The sequence below is a fragment of the Catalinimonas alkaloidigena genome (assembly GCF_029504655.1).
Lineage (GTDB): Bacteria > Bacteroidota > Bacteroidia > Cytophagales > Cyclobacteriaceae > Catalinimonas > Catalinimonas alkaloidigena.
Map to the genome: position 1 here is coordinate 13936 of NZ_JAQFIL010000003.1, position 17622 is coordinate 31557.

15 protein-coding genes are annotated in these 17622 nt (G+C 41.1%); 10 read left to right on the forward strand and 5 right to left on the reverse strand.

Annotated elements, in window-relative coordinates; all coding sequences use genetic code 11:
• Positions 1 to 42: 42 nt before the first annotated feature.
• The 9 genes from OKW21_RS31735 (at position 43) to OKW21_RS31775 (ending at position 11813) form a co-directional block, all read left to right on the forward strand.
• Positions 43 to 327 carry a hypothetical protein gene (locus tag OKW21_RS31735; protein WP_277488004.1) on the forward strand — a complete coding sequence of 95 codons (285 nt, stop codon included), beginning with the start codon at positions 43 to 45 and terminating at the stop codon, positions 325 to 327.
• Positions 309 to 611 carry a JAB domain-containing protein gene (locus tag OKW21_RS31740; protein ID WP_277488006.1) on the forward strand — a complete coding sequence of 101 codons (303 nt, stop codon included), beginning with the start codon at positions 309 to 311 and terminating at the stop codon, positions 609 to 611. The genes OKW21_RS31735 and OKW21_RS31740 overlap by 19 nt, the downstream gene beginning before the upstream one ends.
• Positions 612 to 708: 97 nt before the next feature.
• A complete protein-coding gene (locus tag OKW21_RS31745) occupies positions 709 to 2004 on the forward strand; it encodes an ATP-binding protein (protein WP_277488008.1) in 1296 nt (431 codons plus the stop codon).
• A 305-nt stretch (positions 2005 to 2309) separates the two neighbouring features.
• Positions 2310 to 4508, forward strand: a complete 2199-nt coding sequence (locus tag OKW21_RS31750; RefSeq protein ID WP_277488009.1) for a type I restriction-modification system subunit M — start codon at positions 2310 to 2312, stop codon at positions 4506 to 4508.
• Positions 4509 to 4516: 8 nt separating this feature from the next.
• The gene (locus tag OKW21_RS31755; RefSeq protein ID WP_277488011.1) at positions 4517 to 5641 is read left to right on the forward strand and encodes a PD-(D/E)XK nuclease family protein; all 1125 of its coding nucleotides are present in this window, start codon (positions 4517 to 4519) and stop codon (positions 5639 to 5641) included.
• Positions 5638 to 6996: a restriction endonuclease subunit S gene (locus tag OKW21_RS31760; RefSeq protein ID WP_277488013.1), complete on the forward strand. Its 1359-nt coding sequence runs from the start codon at positions 5638 to 5640 to the stop codon at positions 6994 to 6996. The genes OKW21_RS31755 and OKW21_RS31760 overlap by 4 nt, the downstream gene beginning before the upstream one ends.
• Positions 6993 to 10040 (forward strand): type I restriction endonuclease subunit R, encoded by a 3048-nt coding sequence (locus OKW21_RS31765; protein WP_277488015.1) that lies wholly within the window; start codon positions 6993 to 6995, stop codon positions 10038 to 10040. Before OKW21_RS31760 ends, OKW21_RS31765 begins: the two co-directional genes overlap by 4 nt.
• 4 nt (positions 10041 to 10044) lie before the next feature.
• Complete coding sequence (locus OKW21_RS31770) at positions 10045 to 10962, forward strand: AbiJ-NTD4 domain-containing protein (RefSeq protein WP_277488017.1); 918 nt, start codon at positions 10045 to 10047, stop codon at positions 10960 to 10962.
• A gap of 56 nt (positions 10963 to 11018) precedes the next feature.
• On the forward strand, positions 11019 to 11813 hold the full coding sequence (locus tag OKW21_RS31775; RefSeq protein WP_277488019.1) for a DUF2971 domain-containing protein: 795 nt from the start codon (positions 11019 to 11021) through the stop codon (positions 11811 to 11813).
• Positions 11814 to 12288: 475 nt separating this feature from the next.
• Here OKW21_RS31775 and OKW21_RS31780 read toward each other — a convergent pair whose 3' ends face one another.
• From OKW21_RS31780 to OKW21_RS31795, 4 genes are all read right to left on the reverse strand, one after another.
• A complete protein-coding gene (locus tag OKW21_RS31780; RefSeq protein WP_277488021.1) occupies positions 12289 to 12537 on the reverse strand; it encodes a carbon-nitrogen hydrolase family protein in 249 nt (82 codons plus the stop codon).
• A 19-nt stretch (positions 12538 to 12556) separates the two neighbouring features.
• Positions 12557 to 13105 carry a carbon-nitrogen hydrolase family protein gene (locus tag OKW21_RS31785; RefSeq protein WP_277488023.1) on the reverse strand — a complete coding sequence of 183 codons (549 nt, stop codon included), beginning with the start codon at positions 13103 to 13105 and terminating at the stop codon, positions 12557 to 12559.
• Between the two features lie 12 nt (positions 13106 to 13117).
• Positions 13118 to 14200 carry an amidohydrolase family protein gene (locus tag OKW21_RS31790; RefSeq protein WP_277488027.1) on the reverse strand — a complete coding sequence of 361 codons (1083 nt, stop codon included), beginning with the start codon at positions 14198 to 14200 and terminating at the stop codon, positions 13118 to 13120.
• A 207-nt stretch (positions 14201 to 14407) separates the two neighbouring features.
• Positions 14408 to 15409: a helicase associated domain-containing protein gene (locus tag OKW21_RS31795; RefSeq protein WP_277488029.1), complete on the reverse strand. Its 1002-nt coding sequence runs from the start codon at positions 15407 to 15409 to the stop codon at positions 14408 to 14410.
• A gap of 201 nt (positions 15410 to 15610) precedes the next feature.
• Between OKW21_RS31795 and OKW21_RS31800 the strand changes: the two genes are divergently transcribed.
• Positions 15611 to 16942 carry an ATP-binding protein gene (locus OKW21_RS31800; RefSeq protein ID WP_277488031.1) on the forward strand — a complete coding sequence of 444 codons (1332 nt, stop codon included), beginning with the start codon at positions 15611 to 15613 and terminating at the stop codon, positions 16940 to 16942.
• Positions 16943 to 16997: 55 nt separating this feature from the next.
• Here the strand turns inward: OKW21_RS31800 and OKW21_RS31805 are convergent, their stop codons facing one another.
• A complete protein-coding gene (locus OKW21_RS31805; protein ID WP_277488033.1) occupies positions 16998 to 17618 on the reverse strand; it encodes a hypothetical protein in 621 nt (206 codons plus the stop codon).
• Positions 17619 to 17622: the final 4 nt, after the last annotated feature.

The window sequence follows — 17622 nt, forward strand, 5'->3', positions numbered from 1 at the left end:
TAAATGTTTCACGCGGTGACCGTCACTTTTAATCATTTTATCATGAAGTCATTAACACAAAACAATCAGCCCAACAAGCAACGTCAGATCATCTTCCCATCGAGCATCGCCGAAATCCGAGTCTCTTACTTCTCCAAAATATCTGATACAGACCGTCCTAAGGTCACCAGCTCACAGGATGCTCATGAGATTTTCCGTGCCCGATGGAAAAAGTCTCGCATTGGCTATGTTGAAGAATTTAAAGCGATGCTCCTCAACCGTGCCAACGGCGTGCCATCAATATCTCCCTGGGTGGAGTTGCCGGCTGTTTGGCTGATCCTAAGGTAATCTTTGCAGCCGCTCTCAAGGTTAACAGCTCGGCCGTTTCGGTTGCTCACAATCACCCTTCCGGGAACCACGTTCCATCAAAAGCAGATATAGACCTGACGCGCAAACTCAAGCAAGAAGAGCAATTTCTGGATCTTCCAATTTTAGATCATCTGATTTTAAGCAAAGAGAGCTACTATAGCTTTGCTGCCACCTTGGAAAGGACGAGGGGTTTCTTTAGCCCTTTTTTTCTATTTGCCCCAACTTCAATTCATATACATGTAAAATTAACCCTAACTTTATAGCATAATTTGTATAAAAATGCCCTAACTTTATGACATGTTTCAAAGGAGTATTCATCAAGACTTAATTCAATGGCGAAATAGTAAAACTCGTAAGCCTATGGTGATAAGAGGAGCTCGCCAGGTAGGAAAAACAACTGCTATACATGCTTTTGCCAAAGAGTTTGATCAGTACCTATACTTTAACCTTGAACTTGCTGAAGATAAAGAGGTTTTCCAGGGGTTTCGGGATATAGATACACTTTTACAAGGATTATTCTTCCTGAGGAGTAAAAAGCTGGACAAACTGGACCAGACCCTCCTATTTATAGATGAAATTCAGGAAATGCCGGAGGCGATGAACATTCTGCGTTATTTTTATGAGCAGGTGCCTGAGTTAGCCGTTATCGCAGCGGGTTCATTATTAGAAATACTTTTTAATCCGAAAGCAACTTTTCCAGTTGGTCGTGTAGAGTACAGAGTTATCAGACCAGTTAGCTTTCCTGAGTTTTTGAAGGCAACGGGAGAAGAAGCCGCTCTGGATCAACTCCAGCAAGTGCCGATAAATGACTTTGCTCATGAAAAGTTACTACGACTATTTCATACATATGCGCTATTGGGCGGTATGCCGGAAGTGATACAGCATTATGCCCAGTACAGAGACCTGACAGCATTAGCGCCCATTTATGAATCATTGATAGCTACTTATTTAGATGATGTAGAAAAGTATGCTAATAACGCCTCACAAATTCAGTATATCCGACATGCCATACGCTCGGTCTTTAAGGAGGCAGGACACCGCATTAAGTTTCAGGGCTTTGGCCGATCTGAATACGGTTCCAGAGAGATGGGCGAAGCACTGCGAACCATAGAAAAAGCACTGCTTATACATCTGGTTTTTCCTCAGACCAATGCCACATTACCTCTGCTACCCGATCATCGTAAATCGCCCCGGCTACAGGTATTGGATTCCGGACTTGTGAATTTCTCTCTAGGCATTCAAAAAGAAATTATCAAAACCGATGACTTGGACCAGATATACCAGGGTACTTTGATAGAACACCTGGTAGGACAAGAAATACTGGCCAGCCAAAGTAATGTATTAAGTGGATTGCACTTCTGGGTACGGGAGAAGAAAACCTCACAGGCAGAAGTAGATTTCCTGTACCCCTATGAGCAGCAACTCATTCCGGTAGAGGTAAAATCCGGGGCTGAAGGGAAGCTACGCTCTTTACATTTATTTATGGATATGGCTCCTCATAATACAGCTGTACGCTTCTATGCAGGAAAAATCAGAATCAGTATGGCTAATACACCGGATGGTAAAACCTATAAACTCCTTAACTTGCCTTACTATCTGGTATCCCAGCTTAAAGGGTATTTGGATTGGATGAAAGAAAGACAAATTGAGGAATAAGTAAATCTGAGTTGTGCAAATTAACTTTACTTAGATTTTTTTACACATTTTCTTTATTATATTGGAAGCAAAATAAAGAAATATGGAGAGTGATTGTACTTACGCTAAGTGGTAAAGTTAACCTTCGTTTCTTTAACTCTTTAGCCAAATAGACACATTGAAGAATTTAATACTGAACAATTAAAAAAGTTTATTTCTCACTCTTGTTGAAGTTGAAGATTATAAGGACCTATGCAGCAGAGGAAAAAATTAAGCTTTAAAAGAATTCTAAAACTGTAGTCTAACAATAAAGTATAAAAGCATTTATGACTCAAACTAACCATTCAGAACTTGTAGGGTTTATCTGGAAAATAGCGGATCTGCTGCGTGGCCCCTACCGCCCTCCCCAATATCGCCGAGTAATGCTTCCTATGATTGTGCTGAGGCGTATGGATTTGGTATTGGAAGACACCAAAGAAGAAGTTCTTAAAGAATATGAAAAATTAATTGCCCAGGGATACTCTCAAGAGGTAATAGATAAGATTCTGGGTAACAAGGCTACCGGTAAACGAGTACAACCACTTTACAATACCAGTCCTTTTACTTTTAGAAAGCTGCTGGCGGACCCTGACAATCTATCATCTAACCTGGTAGCATATATAAAAGGGTTTTCTCCCAAAGCAAGAGAGATTTTTGAAAAATTTGATTTTGAAAAGGAGATTGAAGTTCTTGAACAGAATAACCGTCTCTTCCTGGTAGTCAAAGGATTTACAGACCCTAATGTAAACCTGCATCCAGACAGGGTATCCAATCTACAGATGGGGTATGTCTTTGAAGAACTTGTCAGGAAGTTCAACGAACAGGCTAACGAAGAAGCTGGAGACCACTTCACCCCTCGTGAAGTGATTCGCCTGATGGCACACCTGATCTATACTTCTGATGAGGACGTCTATCAACCTGGTATTGCTCGTAAAATATATGATCCTACCTGTGGAACCGGCGGTATGCTATCTGTTTCGGAAGAATATATTCGTGAACATAACCAGGATGCTAACCTGATTCTTTTCGGTCAGGAATACAATGCAGAGTCTTACGCCATATGTTGTTCTGATCTGCTTATCAAAGATGAACCAGTAGAAAGAATTGTATTTGGTGACACCCTCGGTGATGGCCGCACCGGTGACGGTCATCCTTTTGAAAAGTTTCACTACATGCTTGCCAACCCTCCCTTTGGTGTTGAGTGGAAAAACCAACAGAATATTGTGGTCAAGGAGCATGAAACTCATGGATTTAAAGGAAGGTTTGGGCCAGGTACACCGCGCATCAATGATGGAGCCCTTCTTTTTTTATTACACATGATATCCAAGATGAATTCTTCACCTGAGAATGGTGGAGAAGGCTCAAAAATTGCTATAGTGTTCAATGGGTCTCCGCTCTTCACAGGAGATGCAGGTTCTGGAGAGAGTAACACCCGTCGCTGGATCATAGAAAATGACTGGCTGGATAGTATAGTGGCTCTACCAGATCAGTTGTTTTACAATACCGGCATCTATACCTACATCTGGCTGGTAAATAATCGCAAGCCTGCTGAGAGAAAAGGTAAAGTACAATTAATAGATGCTACCCGGCACTACCAGAAGATGCGCAAGAGCCTGGGCAATAAACGTAATGAACTCTCCACTGACCACATTAACGAAATCACCCGCCTATATGGAGATTTTAAGCATGAAGATACTTCTAAAGTAAAAGTTGATAATGAGGAGAAAGACAAAGTATGCAGCAAAATCTTTGATAATCGCGAGTTTGGTTATCTCAAGGTCACTGTAGAACGACCTCTGAGACTAAACTTCCAGCTTAGCCAGGAAAGGATCAGACGACTGGAAGAAGAAACTGCCTTTAAAAAACTTGCTGAAAGTAAGAAAAAAGACCCTGCCACCAAAGCGGCAGAAATCAAAGCAGGTGAAGAATATCAGGCAAATATCATGCAGGTGTTGCAGGGAATAAAGAATGAGACACTGTACCAAGACCGAGAGGTGTTTGATAAACTACTTACAAAAGCATTCCGAACTGCTGGTGTTAAAATCTCATCTCCTATCAAAAAGGCAATACTATCCGCTTTATCCGAACGGGACCCGGAGGCTAAGATTTGTACTGACAGCAAAGGAAATGCTGAACCTGATACGGATTTACGTGACACCGAACTTATACCTTTACCGGGTGACATTCCTCTACCCTTACCATTAGATTACGACAGCAAGGCTGATAACACTGCTTTGGTAAGTCTGGTCAAAGCACATTGTGAAGCATATATGGAGCAAGAGGTGCTGCCTCATGTACCCGATGCCTGGATTGATTACAGCAAGACCAAGGTTGGATATGAAATTCCTATCAACCGCCACTTTTATGTCTATGAGCCGCCTCGCGACCTCACAGAGATAGAAACTGAAATGCTAAAACTGGAAGAAGAAATGCAGCATAGCCTCAAAGAGATTGTGTACGGCAGTAAAAGTGAAAAAGCAGAATGATATTAGCTATGACTGATTTGACTTATGAGAACTACCATGAGGTACTGACATATGATTATGTGGAGGAAGATAAGCAGCCAAAGACCTTTTTGGAAATCGCTCAACAGCCTCATTATGAAAATGTAATCAGTAATATTCTAGCTTTCTTCTTTGACACCGGTGAAGAGCATGGACTGAAAGACCTCTTTATTTCTTGCCTGATCAACCTGCTGAACAACAAAGGGGCAAGCTTTCAAATGCATACCTGCACTGCGCAAAGAGAGTATGGGGTAAAAAAGAAAGGTAGAATAGACATATTATTAAAAGATAAGCTAGAAGAATCCATTCTCATCATTGAGAACAAAATCTACCATAGCCTGAATAATGATCTGAATGCTTATTATGATTCGGTTAAAAAGGAATTTCCGGAAGCCGATATTCTTGGAATAGTACTGGGTTTAGAACCACTTAACACCGGTCATCATAAATTTATCAGCATTACCCATCGTGAGTTCATCCAAGAATTGCAGAACAGGATTGGCTTTTATTATTTAAATGCACCTGATAAGTACCTCTTGCTGGTCAAAGATTATATCCAAAACATTAACCTTAATTACCCCTCACATAAAATGCAGGATAAGTTAAGATTCTACCACCAGTATCACCAAAAGATTAATGATCTTAGTAAGCTTCATAAAGATGTTCTCCATCATGTCAATGAAGAAATAGAGAAAGCTGCTCAGCGATACGAATACAAATTCAGTAATGAACCTTACGAAGAAGTATATTACAATTATTGGGAAGTACTGGACCGTAAGGACCCTTTGAATGATGAGTTCTTCTATACTTTAATATTTAAGGAAAAGGATCATACCCCGCCCTCCATTTACATTGCATTAAGTTTTAATGATACTGAAAGTAGCTATTTCCAAAAGGTTTTAAAGAAACTACCAAATCTTAAAGCCAGCTACCGCTATCTTAATTTTGAAGTAACCCCACCTGAGGAAGATGACTATACCTACTTTGCCTCGCAGAACTATGAATTAACTGAAGATAACCTGCTCAACCTAGCAGACTTTCTTTTTGAAATCACTCAGCGTGACTTTGAGCCACTTAAAGAAGAACTACTCACCATCCTAACCCAGGCCAAATGATGAAACATTACCCCTACTACAAAGACTCCGGCATAGATTGGCTTGGGCAGATTCCTGAACATTGGGAAATAAAAAAGATAAGATATTTAGGTTCATTTCAGAATGGTATCAGCAACAGTGGAGACTACTTTGGTATAGGTTACCCTTTTGTTAGTTATGGAGATGCTTATAAGAATATGGCTCTTCCATTTGAAGTTACTGAACTTGCAAATTCAAACAAAGTTGAGCAAGCTAGGTATTCTGTACAAGAAGGCGATGTTTTTTTTACCCGTACTTCTGAGACCATTGAAGAGATAGGATTTGCTTCTACTTGTTTGAAATCTATAGAACAAGCGACTTTTTCAGGTTTTCTAATTCGTTTTCGTCAGTTTAAAAACTTATTAGATAAAAACTTCTCTAAATTCTATTTTAGAAATAAACTACTCAGAGCATTCTTTTCGGGAGAAATGAACCTGGTAACTCGTGTTTCATTAAGCCAAGATTTGCTTAAAAACCTTCCAGTTATCATTCCACCTCTCCCTGAGCAGCGGGCAATTGCTCGTTTTCTGGATGAGAAGACGGAAAAGATAGATGCACTGATTGCCAAGAAGGAAGAACTGCTTAAACTGCTGGCCGAGAAGCGTACTGCCCTCATCACTCGGGCAGTAACCAAAGGGCTGAATCCAGATGCCCCTATGAAAGACTCCGGCATCCCCTGGCTAGGTGAAATCCCTGCTCATTGGGTAGATACTCGCTTAAAGTTTCTTACTACAAAAATTATTGATGGAACTCATGCAACTCCAAACTACATAGATGATGGAATACCTTTTTTAAGAGTAACTGATATTGTTAAAGCGAAAGGTGGTCAAATAAACTTAGATAATGTAAACTATATTTCTGAAGATGAGCATAAAGACTTAACTCGGAGATGTAAACCTGAAAAATACGATCTGCTTTATTCTAAGAATGGTACTATAGGTGTGCCACGTGTAATTGATTGGGATTTTGATTTTAGCATTTTTGTTAGTCTTTGTCTTTTGAAATTAAAGTTGGATAGAATCAACCCTCATTTCCTTAGTTATTCATTGCAAAGTAAACTTACCGAGAATCAGATTAGCTTCGGTTCTAAGTCAAGCACAGTTACTAACCTACATTTAGATAAGATAAAGGAATTTGTTGTATCACTTCCACCGAAAGAAGAACAAGAAGCAATTGTAAGCCATCTACAAAAAGATATTTCTGATATTAAGATATTAGAGAAAGACATAGAGGATTCTATTACTAAACTCCAAGAGTACCGTTCATCTCTCATCACCCATGCCGTTACCGGTAAAATAGATGTAAGAGAACCTGCCCACCAAAATGTAGCCGTATGATTAACAAGCATCAGGAAAAATACTTTGAAGATGCCATAGAAGATTATCTACTTTCTAAAGAAGGGGGGGCTCAGCAAGGCAATCCCAAAGATTACGATATCAGCCGAGCTCTTTTCCCACAGGAAGTTATCAATTTCATTCAGCGCAGCCAGCCGCAACTCTGGGGAAAACTTTATGCCATTAATAAAGAGCGCTCAGAGCAAATCCTGCTGGATGATCTTTGTAAAGAACTTGCATCCAAAGGTGCCTTGCATGTACTGCGCCACGGCTTCAAATGCTTTGGTAAAACCTATCGCCTGGCATACTTCGCCCCCAACACCAGCCTTAATCCAGATGCATGGTCAGCATATGATCAAAACCAGCTTACCATCACCCGTCAGTTACACTTCAGTGAGAAGAACACCCGCCTTTCCCTGGATGTGGTATTGTCAGTCAACGGTCTACCAGTAGTCACAGTGGAGCTTAAAAATCCAATGAGCGGCCAGACCGTTGAGCATGCTAAGCATCAGTACCGTACTGATCGCGATCCCCGTGAACCTATCTTTCGTTTCAAGGAAAGAGCTTTAGTTCATTTTGCGGTAGATACAGAAACTGTAGAAATGACTACCAAGCTTGCTGAAAAAAGCACCTACTTCCTGCCCTTCAATAAAGGTAAAAATCATGGTGCAGGTAACCCTCCTGATCCTTCCCATGATAATTACCGCACTGCTTACCTATGGGAGGAGGTGTTACAAAAAGATAGCCTGATGGACATTTTGGCAAAATTCCTTCATCTGGAAACCAAAGTAACAGAAGTCGCCACCCAGCGGGGGATCAAAAGACACACCAGGGAAACCATGATTTTTCCCCGCTATCATCAGTTGAATGTGGTTCGCAAACTGATCGGAGATGCCAAAGAGAAAGGATCAGGCCATAATTATCTGGTACAGCATTCAGCAGGTTCGGGTAAGTCCAACTCTATTGCCTGGCTGGCCCACCGTCTCTCCGGCCTGCATGATGCGGATGATCAGAAAATCTTTGATACCGTAGTCGTTATCACCGACCGCAGAGTGCTGGACCAGCAGCTACAGGATACCATTTATCAGTTTGAACATAAAGAAGGCGTAGTCCAAAAGATTGATGAGAATACCCAGCAGCTAGCCAAGGCACTTTCAAGCGGAGTACCGGTAGTCATTTCTACCATACAGAAATTTCCTTTTATCACCCAGGCCCTCAGTACCCTGGAGAAAAAAGGAGAAAAAGTAGACATTGACACTGCGGGAAGAAAATTTGCTGTAATAGTGGATGAAGCACATAGTTCTCAGAGTGGAGAAACCGCTATGGAACTACGCAAAGTCTTGAACAAAGAAGGGATAGAGAAGGCCATTGCAGAACAGTTGCTGCTCAATGAGGATGAAGACCTGAGCGAAGATGCCCGAAAGCAGATGTATGAAGAGATGCTTAAGCGTCCTAGCCAGCCTAATATCAGCTTCTTTGCCTTTACGGCTACACCCAAGTTCAAGACTAAGTTATTCTTTAACGAAGCCGGGGAAGATGGTAAATCTCCCTTCCATCTTTACAGCATGAAACAGGCCATTCAGGAGGGTTTCATCAAGGATGTACTGGCCAATTATACCACTTACAAAACCTACTATGGTTTGATCAAATCCATAGCAGATGATCCGGAGGTGCCAAAAAAGAAAGCTGCCAAAGCACTAGCCAGGTTTATGAGTACTCATCCGCATAATATTGCTCAAAAGGTAGAGGTGATCGTTGAGCATTTCCGCACCCATACCAAGCATAAGATTGGTGGGCGTGCCAAAGCAATGGTAGTAACCGCTTCCCGTCTACATGCCGTAAAATATAAACTGGCATTTGACAAATACATTAGAGAAAAGCAGTACGATGATGTAAAAACCTTGGTCGCTTTCTCAGGCACCGTTACTGATGATGAAATACCTGACAAAACCTATACCGAAGTAGGGATGAACAATGGTATAAAGGAGTCTGAATTACCCGAACGTTTTGCCAGTGATGAATTTCAGGTGCTGTTGGTAGCTGAGAAATATCAAACCGGCTTTGACCAGCCTCTACTGCATACGATGTATGTAGATAAACGTCTTTCCGGTATACAGGCTGTTCAGACCTTGTCTCGCCTCAACCGTACAGCAGCAGGAAAAGATGACACTTTCGTGCTGGATTTTGTCAACTCCCCCGGAGAGATCTTTGAGGCATTCAAACCTTATTATGAGGATACGAGAATAAGTGAACCCACTGACCCTCACCTACTCTATGAACTACAGCATCGCATTGAAGAATGGAGAGTATTCACGGCTGAGGAGGTTAACGAGTTCGTCAACGTATGGTATAGTAAAAGAAAGGACCCTACCGCTGGTGATCATAAGCGTATGAACGCTATCCTGGACAAAGCAGTAGAACGTTTTAACGATCTGAAAGACGAAGACCAGGATTTGTTCAAGAAGCAACTTACCAGCTTCCGTAATTTGTATGCTTTCTTATCCCAGATTATTCCCTACCAGGATTCTGACCTTGAAAAGCAGTACACCTATTTACGGTTTTTGCTCAGCAAACTGCCAAAGCGTAAGGGTGAGCAGTATAAACTGGATGGTGAAGTGGCATTGAAGTACTATAGACTAGAGAAAATCAGTGAAGGTTCCATTTTACTGGAAGAAGGTGAAGCTGATCCTCTGCAAGGCCCTACTGAAGTAGGTAGTGGTACTGCCAAAGATGAGCGGGTGATACTTTCCATGTTGGTAGACAAACTCAATGAGCGCTTCGGTACTGACTTTACTAAAGCCGATGAACTCTTCTTTGACCAGGTGGTAGAAACTGCCACTGCCAATGAGAAGCTACAGGAAGCAGCCAAAGCCAATACTTTGGAAAACTTCAGTTACGTTTTTGATAAGATGCTGGAAACCCTCTTCATAGATCGTATGGAAGGCAATGAGGAAATATTCAGCAAACTCATGAATGATAATCAATTTCGTCACCTCGCCGCTAGCCACCTGGTAAAGCGAGTGTACGAGGATATTAATAACAAGTAGAACTATGGAAAACAAAGGTAGAAAACTCACCTTCGGACAAAGGATGGGGTTTGAGCCAATAAACAATAAAATTTTAGTAGACAATCTAAGCCAAAGACTTAGAGGAGATCTATACAATTTTTATTACAAATATGTTTTTAAACCTTGGGAACTGCTAAGCTCGCCAGAAAAGTATTTACCAGAAAATAGAAATGCTTATGAATTATTAACTTCAATTCATGAAAGAATGTGGGAACATTACTATGGTATTGCGCTTGACGAAATGCCTAGATACGAATATGATTATTTAAAAAATGTTAAGGATACTATACACTCTTTACAGACACCTTGGTACCGTGTTTATCAATTCTTTGAAGATTTAATATATTGGAGTACCCAGTATAAATTTAAAGATTTAATCGATGATGGTTTCTTCCAAGAATTAGAGAATATCTTAGTGAGAAACAATTCCGGCTACAGGTTTTATAAGGGTCAATTCATTCCTATAACCAATCCCGAGGAAGTTAATGAGCTAAAAAGGATGCAGCAAAGTACACTTGACCTTGAGTTAAATAATGTCAAAAGCCATTTTGAGGTTGCTTTACATATGCTATCCGATAAGGATAATCCGGATTATCGTAATTCAATCAAAGAAAGCATTAGCATGGTAGAGGCAGTGGTTCGGTTAATTAATCCGAAAGAAAATACCTTGGGTCAGGCGCTAAAAAAGTTGGAGGATCATATGCACATTAACCCACAGTTAAAAGAAGGTTTTACTAAGATTTATGCTTACACCAATTCAAAAGAAGGCATCCGGCATGCTATGATGGAAGAGAAGGAAATTTTTATGGAAGATGCCAGGTATATGCTCATATCATGCTCAGCCTTCACAAATTACCTTATTGAAAAAGCTAGAAAAGAGGGGATATTAGGAGGTGAATAATATTAAAAAAAATATATCCAAAGCTAGAGTAATCCTATAAAGTAGATATTACCCGCATGGAATTTAATGAAATATTACCTAAAGTATTATACAAGTACCGTGACTGGTCTGATAAATATCAAAAAAGACTTCTAACTGATGGTGAGATATATTTTGCATCCGCTGATCAGTTTAACGATCCATTTGACTGCTCTATTCCTTTTAAATATAATCCAGATGAATTAACAGAAGAGAATCTTTTTTTAAAGTATATCAGCCTTGGAAAAATAATGCATCCAAATATGGATGAAACCGAGCTTCACAATTTTGCTTATCAAGCACATCAAAGAGGTTTAATTCATGACCCTGAACATAACAAAAAGGTAAATGAGCACTTCTTCAAAAAATTTTCAAATGAGTGGGGAATACTGAGTCTTACCTCCAAAAGCAATAATTTTTTAATGTGGTCTCATTATGCCAGCTCTCATTCAGGGTTTTGTATTGGTATCAACAGTGAGTTACTATACGATACAGTCGGATCTGCCACCTTTGGTCCTATTATGTATGATACTAATTTTCCACAATTCTCTCTTTTCGATGACAATAATGAAAATTTTATTAAACAAACATTTAGTAAGTCTGATATCTGGGAATATGAAGATGAATACAGGGTATTAAAGAATGGCTTCTCGCGAAAGGTTGTGAGTCTTCAGTCTAATGTAATAGAAGAAATAATCTTTGGATATAAAATGGACCAGAAGCTTAAGTTTGAATTATTAAAACTGATTGAAAAGCAATATCCAGAAGCAAGAATTTATGAAACCCAACTTCATAATTCAGAATTTGAATTGATAAAAAGTCAAATTAGATAGCATATAACTCCTCCTCAATAACTACCCATACTATCTGAAAATTTTCATTATCAAGAAAAAACGGACAACTCGTAAAATAGGACAACATGGTTGTTAGTGCCTATCAATACTATGAATTTTGATGAAGAGAAAAGTTGGTTTTCTTTTTCTTTTCGGATTTAGGCATGATTTTTTTAGCAGGAAAAACAGCAATTCAGCAAGACAACTACCCTACAACTTTCTAAAATATCTTCAAGGTTTACGTATATTATATTCGATAATTTCAACCTATAGTAAAAGGAGAGGATAGACATGAGTACCATATTACAGACAGGTCTTCCTCAAGTTTTAGTTTCTTAATAACTCCCTGAAAATCAGGGCCCGTTGCGGAACCCAGCGGGTTCACATTTAATGTTAATATGAAGTTTCTCCTTCTTTTTCGGCACAATGTGGAGTATTGAGTTTTACCATTACCTGATCAGGGAAATATTAAGCTTTAGAAATCAAGTAAACGTGCATACAAGTCGGTGCGTCGATCACGCATATAAGTGGCATACTTACGCCAAGTGTGAATCATCTCTAAATCAATGGGAGCTGTAATTATTCTTTCTTTTCTATCGGCTTCAGTCAAGATTTTACCCTGTGGCCCTACAATGACAGAATGCCCAAAGCCCCATAAATTTTTTTCTGTTCCTGTTCGGCAGGCCATGGCCACAAACACGTTGTTTTCCAAGGCTCGCGTCATGGCCAAGGCCCTGGATTGTTCAGGACTCCCAACCTGCCGGCCCACTGATTTCATCAGCGAACCAAAAAGTAGAATTAAGTACAATCTGAGCGCCCTTCAAAGCCAGACTTCTGATATACTCCGGAAATATAAAGTCATAACAAATGGTCATGGCTACCTTGCCAAGCTCTGTATCAACAATGACTTCGCTATCACCGTAGTTAATCTGGTCTTTCTCAAAGCTAAAAGGATGTACCTTACGATATTTGGCCCTCAGTCCCTGGGTCGGTGAAATCATGATAGAGCTATTATAGGGTTTGTTGTTATCCCCCTTTTCTATCATTCCCCCGCTGATCCAGATGTTTTTTCTGAGAGCTAATTCCTCCAGAAAAGCAGTAGTTTTGCCAGGTATTTCTTCTGCTACGGCGTTCAAATCCAGGGAATAGCCCGTTGTACCGTATTCACAGAATATAGCCATCCTGACTTCTTTATCTTCAATGGAATCTATCATAGAAGATATTTTCTGAAGGTTGGCATTGATATCTCCCAACACAGAATCGATTTGTAAAATGGCTAATTTTTTCTCCATAGTCTTTTGGATTTATTGAAATACGCTAAACCATGTCCGGGCATTCTTGCTATAGATCTTATCAATCACCTCCCGTGGTAAGCGAAGTCCCTGGAATTTTCCTTCTATCAGATCACTGCTCAAGGAATCCTCTGTGGTAAAATACTGCCAGTCGCGTAGCCAGGTGTTGTGCATGCTCTGCTGCAGTTCTTCTTTGCTTTCCTCACCCTCATCGCCCATATCAGTGGCATATAATAAACGGTCCTGATATTTGATAAAAAAATCTCTTACTTTCTCTCTGTCTTCATGGGTTTGGTAAAACAGCTGGCCCATGCGGGCAGCCATATCTACCGACATGTTAGGAAACTGGTCCAGCCGTTTTGACAATTCATCCACACTCCATTCCAGGCTACCCATATGTGCTCCTATGAAAGTGAGCTCAGGATTTTTTTCCAGCATCCGGTCACGGGCAGCAATCTGCTCCTCATAGGATGGCATCTCCGGATGCTTGTACATATGGTACTGCGGATTGTTGGTGAAATATCTTTTGTCATTGTTAGTGCTCATCTGCTCTACCGGCAGCCAGCAGTTTTTTGGCTCTCCCAAATGTCCCATCACAGGAATATTCCGCTGAGTCTGTACATTAAAAATGGTATCCAGTTTCGGGTCATCAATCATCACCAGGGCCCCGTCTTTATCCCTTTGTACCATCCCGATATTTTTCCACACTTTCAAGCCTATTGCTCCGGCTTCAAAACAACTGTCCAGCCATGCCAGCGTTTGTTGTGTCCAGTGGGGGTCATCCCATTCTTTCATAGAGAATGCAGTAACGCAGGCAATATCATCCGGATGTGCATTGGCCTGGAGCATGCCATACCTGAACTGTTCTCTCACATCCTGCATACCTGCAGAATGATCAACAACAACGGTAAGCAATTTAAAATTATCCTTCCGTGCTTGTTCTACAAAAGCATCTCTTTCTGTGCGGATATGCACGTGCACATCCACCTTCTCCACTTGATCAAAATCATCGAGACTATAGTAAGCCTCATTTTCATTGTTTTGTCCGCAGGCTGCAAGCAGGTAGAGAGTAAAGAGAAAATATAAAAGCTTCATCCTTTATTGATTAAAATTTTACTGAATATTTCTTTTGATGGTCGCTATTTGGAGTATGACAGACATTTCTTCTTTACTGTCATAACCTGCACATGGCATGAAGATACATTAAAAATGTAAATAGTGTAATGGCATGTTTAGTATAAGGACTTGATCAGCTGTACACGTATAGAAGGATCATCACTTCAATTACATTTCACAGGTTACTTAATTGCTGCTCCCCTCCCCTAGCCCAATTTTCCTCAACAACTTTTGTCTATGTACATCACTGGGCCAGCGGAGCCGTTGTTTGTAGAGCCACTGGTAAAGCTTTCGGTCAGGTAGCTGCAAATGGCCATTTTTTTTGTAGAATTCTTCCACCTTACGGTAGCTTTCCATCCACTGCCGATCCCGCTCGGACTGTTTAGTGTTGCTAAATTCAAATTCTATCCCCTCCAGTTTCTTGATCTTATCTTTAGATAGTTTATCTTTTGTCATTCTTTGTGCCCTTACCCAGTCGTAAAGCTGCTTGTTTTTGTAATGCCGGGGAACGTTGGTATGCCCATGTTCTTTCTTGAACAAGAGAAGTTGCTGGTAGCGATACTCCCAGGACATAGATTTTTGCTGCTGCATGTCAAATACAAAGCCCAGGCTTTCCAAACGATCTTTTTGCCCGGTAGACAGACGGTGTCGGTTTTTGCGCTGGTAGACCACCCACTTGGCCAAGGGTTTATCTTCATAGGTACTGGGCACCATGGTATGGTGATGCTGCCGGAGGTATTCTTTTAATTTTTGGAACATCTTCTCCCAGCGATCTTCCAGACTCCTGTCTCCAGCAGCCCAGTTAAACCGTAGCTGGTTTAGCAGATGCACTTGTTTGGATGAAAGCTTGTGTTTTTGCTTTCTCTGCCGGTGAACCCATGCCCCCAGACGCGGATTTTCCGGATGATGAAACAGCAGGTCAGTATGTCCGTGTGTTTCGTAAAAGTCTTTTAACAGATAGTAATTGTAAAACCAGCGGATATCACGATTCCCGATATTCCAGTCAAACTCAAGCTGTTCCAGACACTTTATTGTTTCTTTGGACAAAGAAGTTCTGTGTTTGCGGGCAAGTTGGGTGAGCTGATAGAGCTTTTTATACTCATCATAGGGAGGAACATAGCTATGCCGGTATTTTAGGTAAAAAGTTTTCAGCAGTGTACAAATCTGCTCTATCTGATCAGCATCCAATGTAGTTCAGGTCAATTCAATTTTTGCCGAAATCAAAATGAATTTTACTTGATTTCAGCTTTTCCGATGCAAATTACAAATTTTTCGCACTAGGTGTGGATCTGCCTTTTCTAGTTTCCTGTTTTGTATCTACAAAACCCCTCATTTTTTTTGCTCCCTAAGTTGCCGTACTTTTGAGCGTATCAATTGAATATCGCCCCTATGGCAGACCTTGAATCGCAGCATCTGGACTATAAACAAAGCTGGCAGGACGAACACCTCAAAACCCTCTGTGCCTTTGCAAACTCAGAGGGCGGAGAGATACAACTGGGAAAAGATGATCAAGGAAAAATCACTCACCTTGAACAACCTAAAAAGCTATTGGAAAGTCTGCCGGGAAAAATTATCCAGAAGCTGGGCATCTATCCACGGCTGGATTTAGTGCAGGAAGAAGAGCAAGCCTTTATTGTCATTCGCATAGAAGCCTCTCCCCTACCCGTCGGACTGAACGGTAAATATTACAAGCGTATTGGTAGTACCAACCAAGAACTGAAAGGACCGGTGCTGAGCCAGTTTCTGATGGAAAAGAGTGGTAATGGCTGGGACGAACTGCCGGAACCTCAGGCTACCCTCAAAGATTTAGACATCAACACCTTAGAGCGATTCCAAAGGTTTGCTGCCGAGCGTGTACCTTCCATTCGCCAGGAGCCTTTAAAAACAGATAAAGACTTACTCAGTTTTTTACAAAAGCTCAATCTAGCCGAAGGAGGTATGCTGAGCCGGGCCGCTATACTACTATTTGGAAAAGAACCCCAACGCTACTACAGGGATGCATATTTGAAGATTGGTATGTTCGCTTCTGATGCTGAGCTACTTTCCGACGACCATATCAAAGGCAACCTTTTCAACCAGGTGGAGCAAGGCATGGAGGTATTAAAGCTGAAATACCTGGTCCCCAAGGTGTATTATGAAGGTATTGTCAGAAAGGAAAAAGCCGAGTATCCTGAGTCTGCCCTTCGTGAGGCCATCATCAATGCATTAGTGCACCGTGATTATACAGGGCCACCCTTGCAGATCAGTGTTTACGATGATAAAATGATATTGTGGAATGAGGGTGGGCTTCCCGCTACCCTTACTATAGAAGATCTGAAACATAAACATCCATCCCGGCCCCGCAACAGGTCGCTATCGGATGTCTTCTATAAGGCTGGTTATATTGAGTCCTGGGGACGGGGTACTATTGCCATCACTCAGGATTGTCTTCGGGCAGGCTTACCTGAACCGGCTTTTCGGGAAGCTTTTGGTGGACTAGAGGTGACCTTCTTCAAAAACACCCTCACCGAAGAGCAACTCGCCAAGCTACCTATCAATAACCGGCAGCGCCAGGCCATTCAGTACCTTAAGGAGTACAGCCGCATCAGCAACAAGGATTACCAGGAGTTGACCAATTGCTCCCGAAATACAGCGAGTAATGACCTGAAAGAGTTGGTTTCGCTCAAGATCATCATGCAGGCTGGGCGCAAAGGGGCGGGATCTTATTATGTGCTCCGCTAAGCGAAATTCAATTGCACAATAATTGCACAAATTGCACAATCGAGCTTTGCTCATGTTAAAAATTAAACCGGATTCCTAGCATAGCCTGCTGCACCTGCTGGTCATAATGATTCTTTAGAAAATAGGTATAGCGGTAACGGGCTAAGAGGGTTAAGTAACGACATAAGTAAACTTCAGTCAAAATATTGGCGTGACCACCCAGGGTGAAACCTTCGTTCAATGTTGTTTCCTCTTGGTCAAATTCCGGTACTTCTTCCGATGTATCTAACAGACTAGAATCTATCTTATAGCGAATAGAAGATAAATCAGGTTCCTGATACGTCTGGGTGAGTCCAGCCCCAATACTGAAATATACATGCCTGAATAACTTTAAAAAGCTGTAATCAATAGTTTCGTGGAGCATGAAAGTATTTATCCCGTATTCTGAAGTCACCCGATAGGCTGCATAAGTAGTAAGACATGAATAGTTACCCCGCTCATACCCGCCACTAATTTCTATCTGGAATCTTTTGCTCAAAAAGGTCTGATAACCTATTGAATATAGCTCATCCAGGTTGGGCTGAACGCCATATTCTACGCTTATCCCCTTCAATCCCTTGAAATGAAACTGAGCATGTGCTGTGGTGAAACTGATTAAACAAATTAAAAAACTAAGAATAGCGTGTGTCTTTATCATGGGT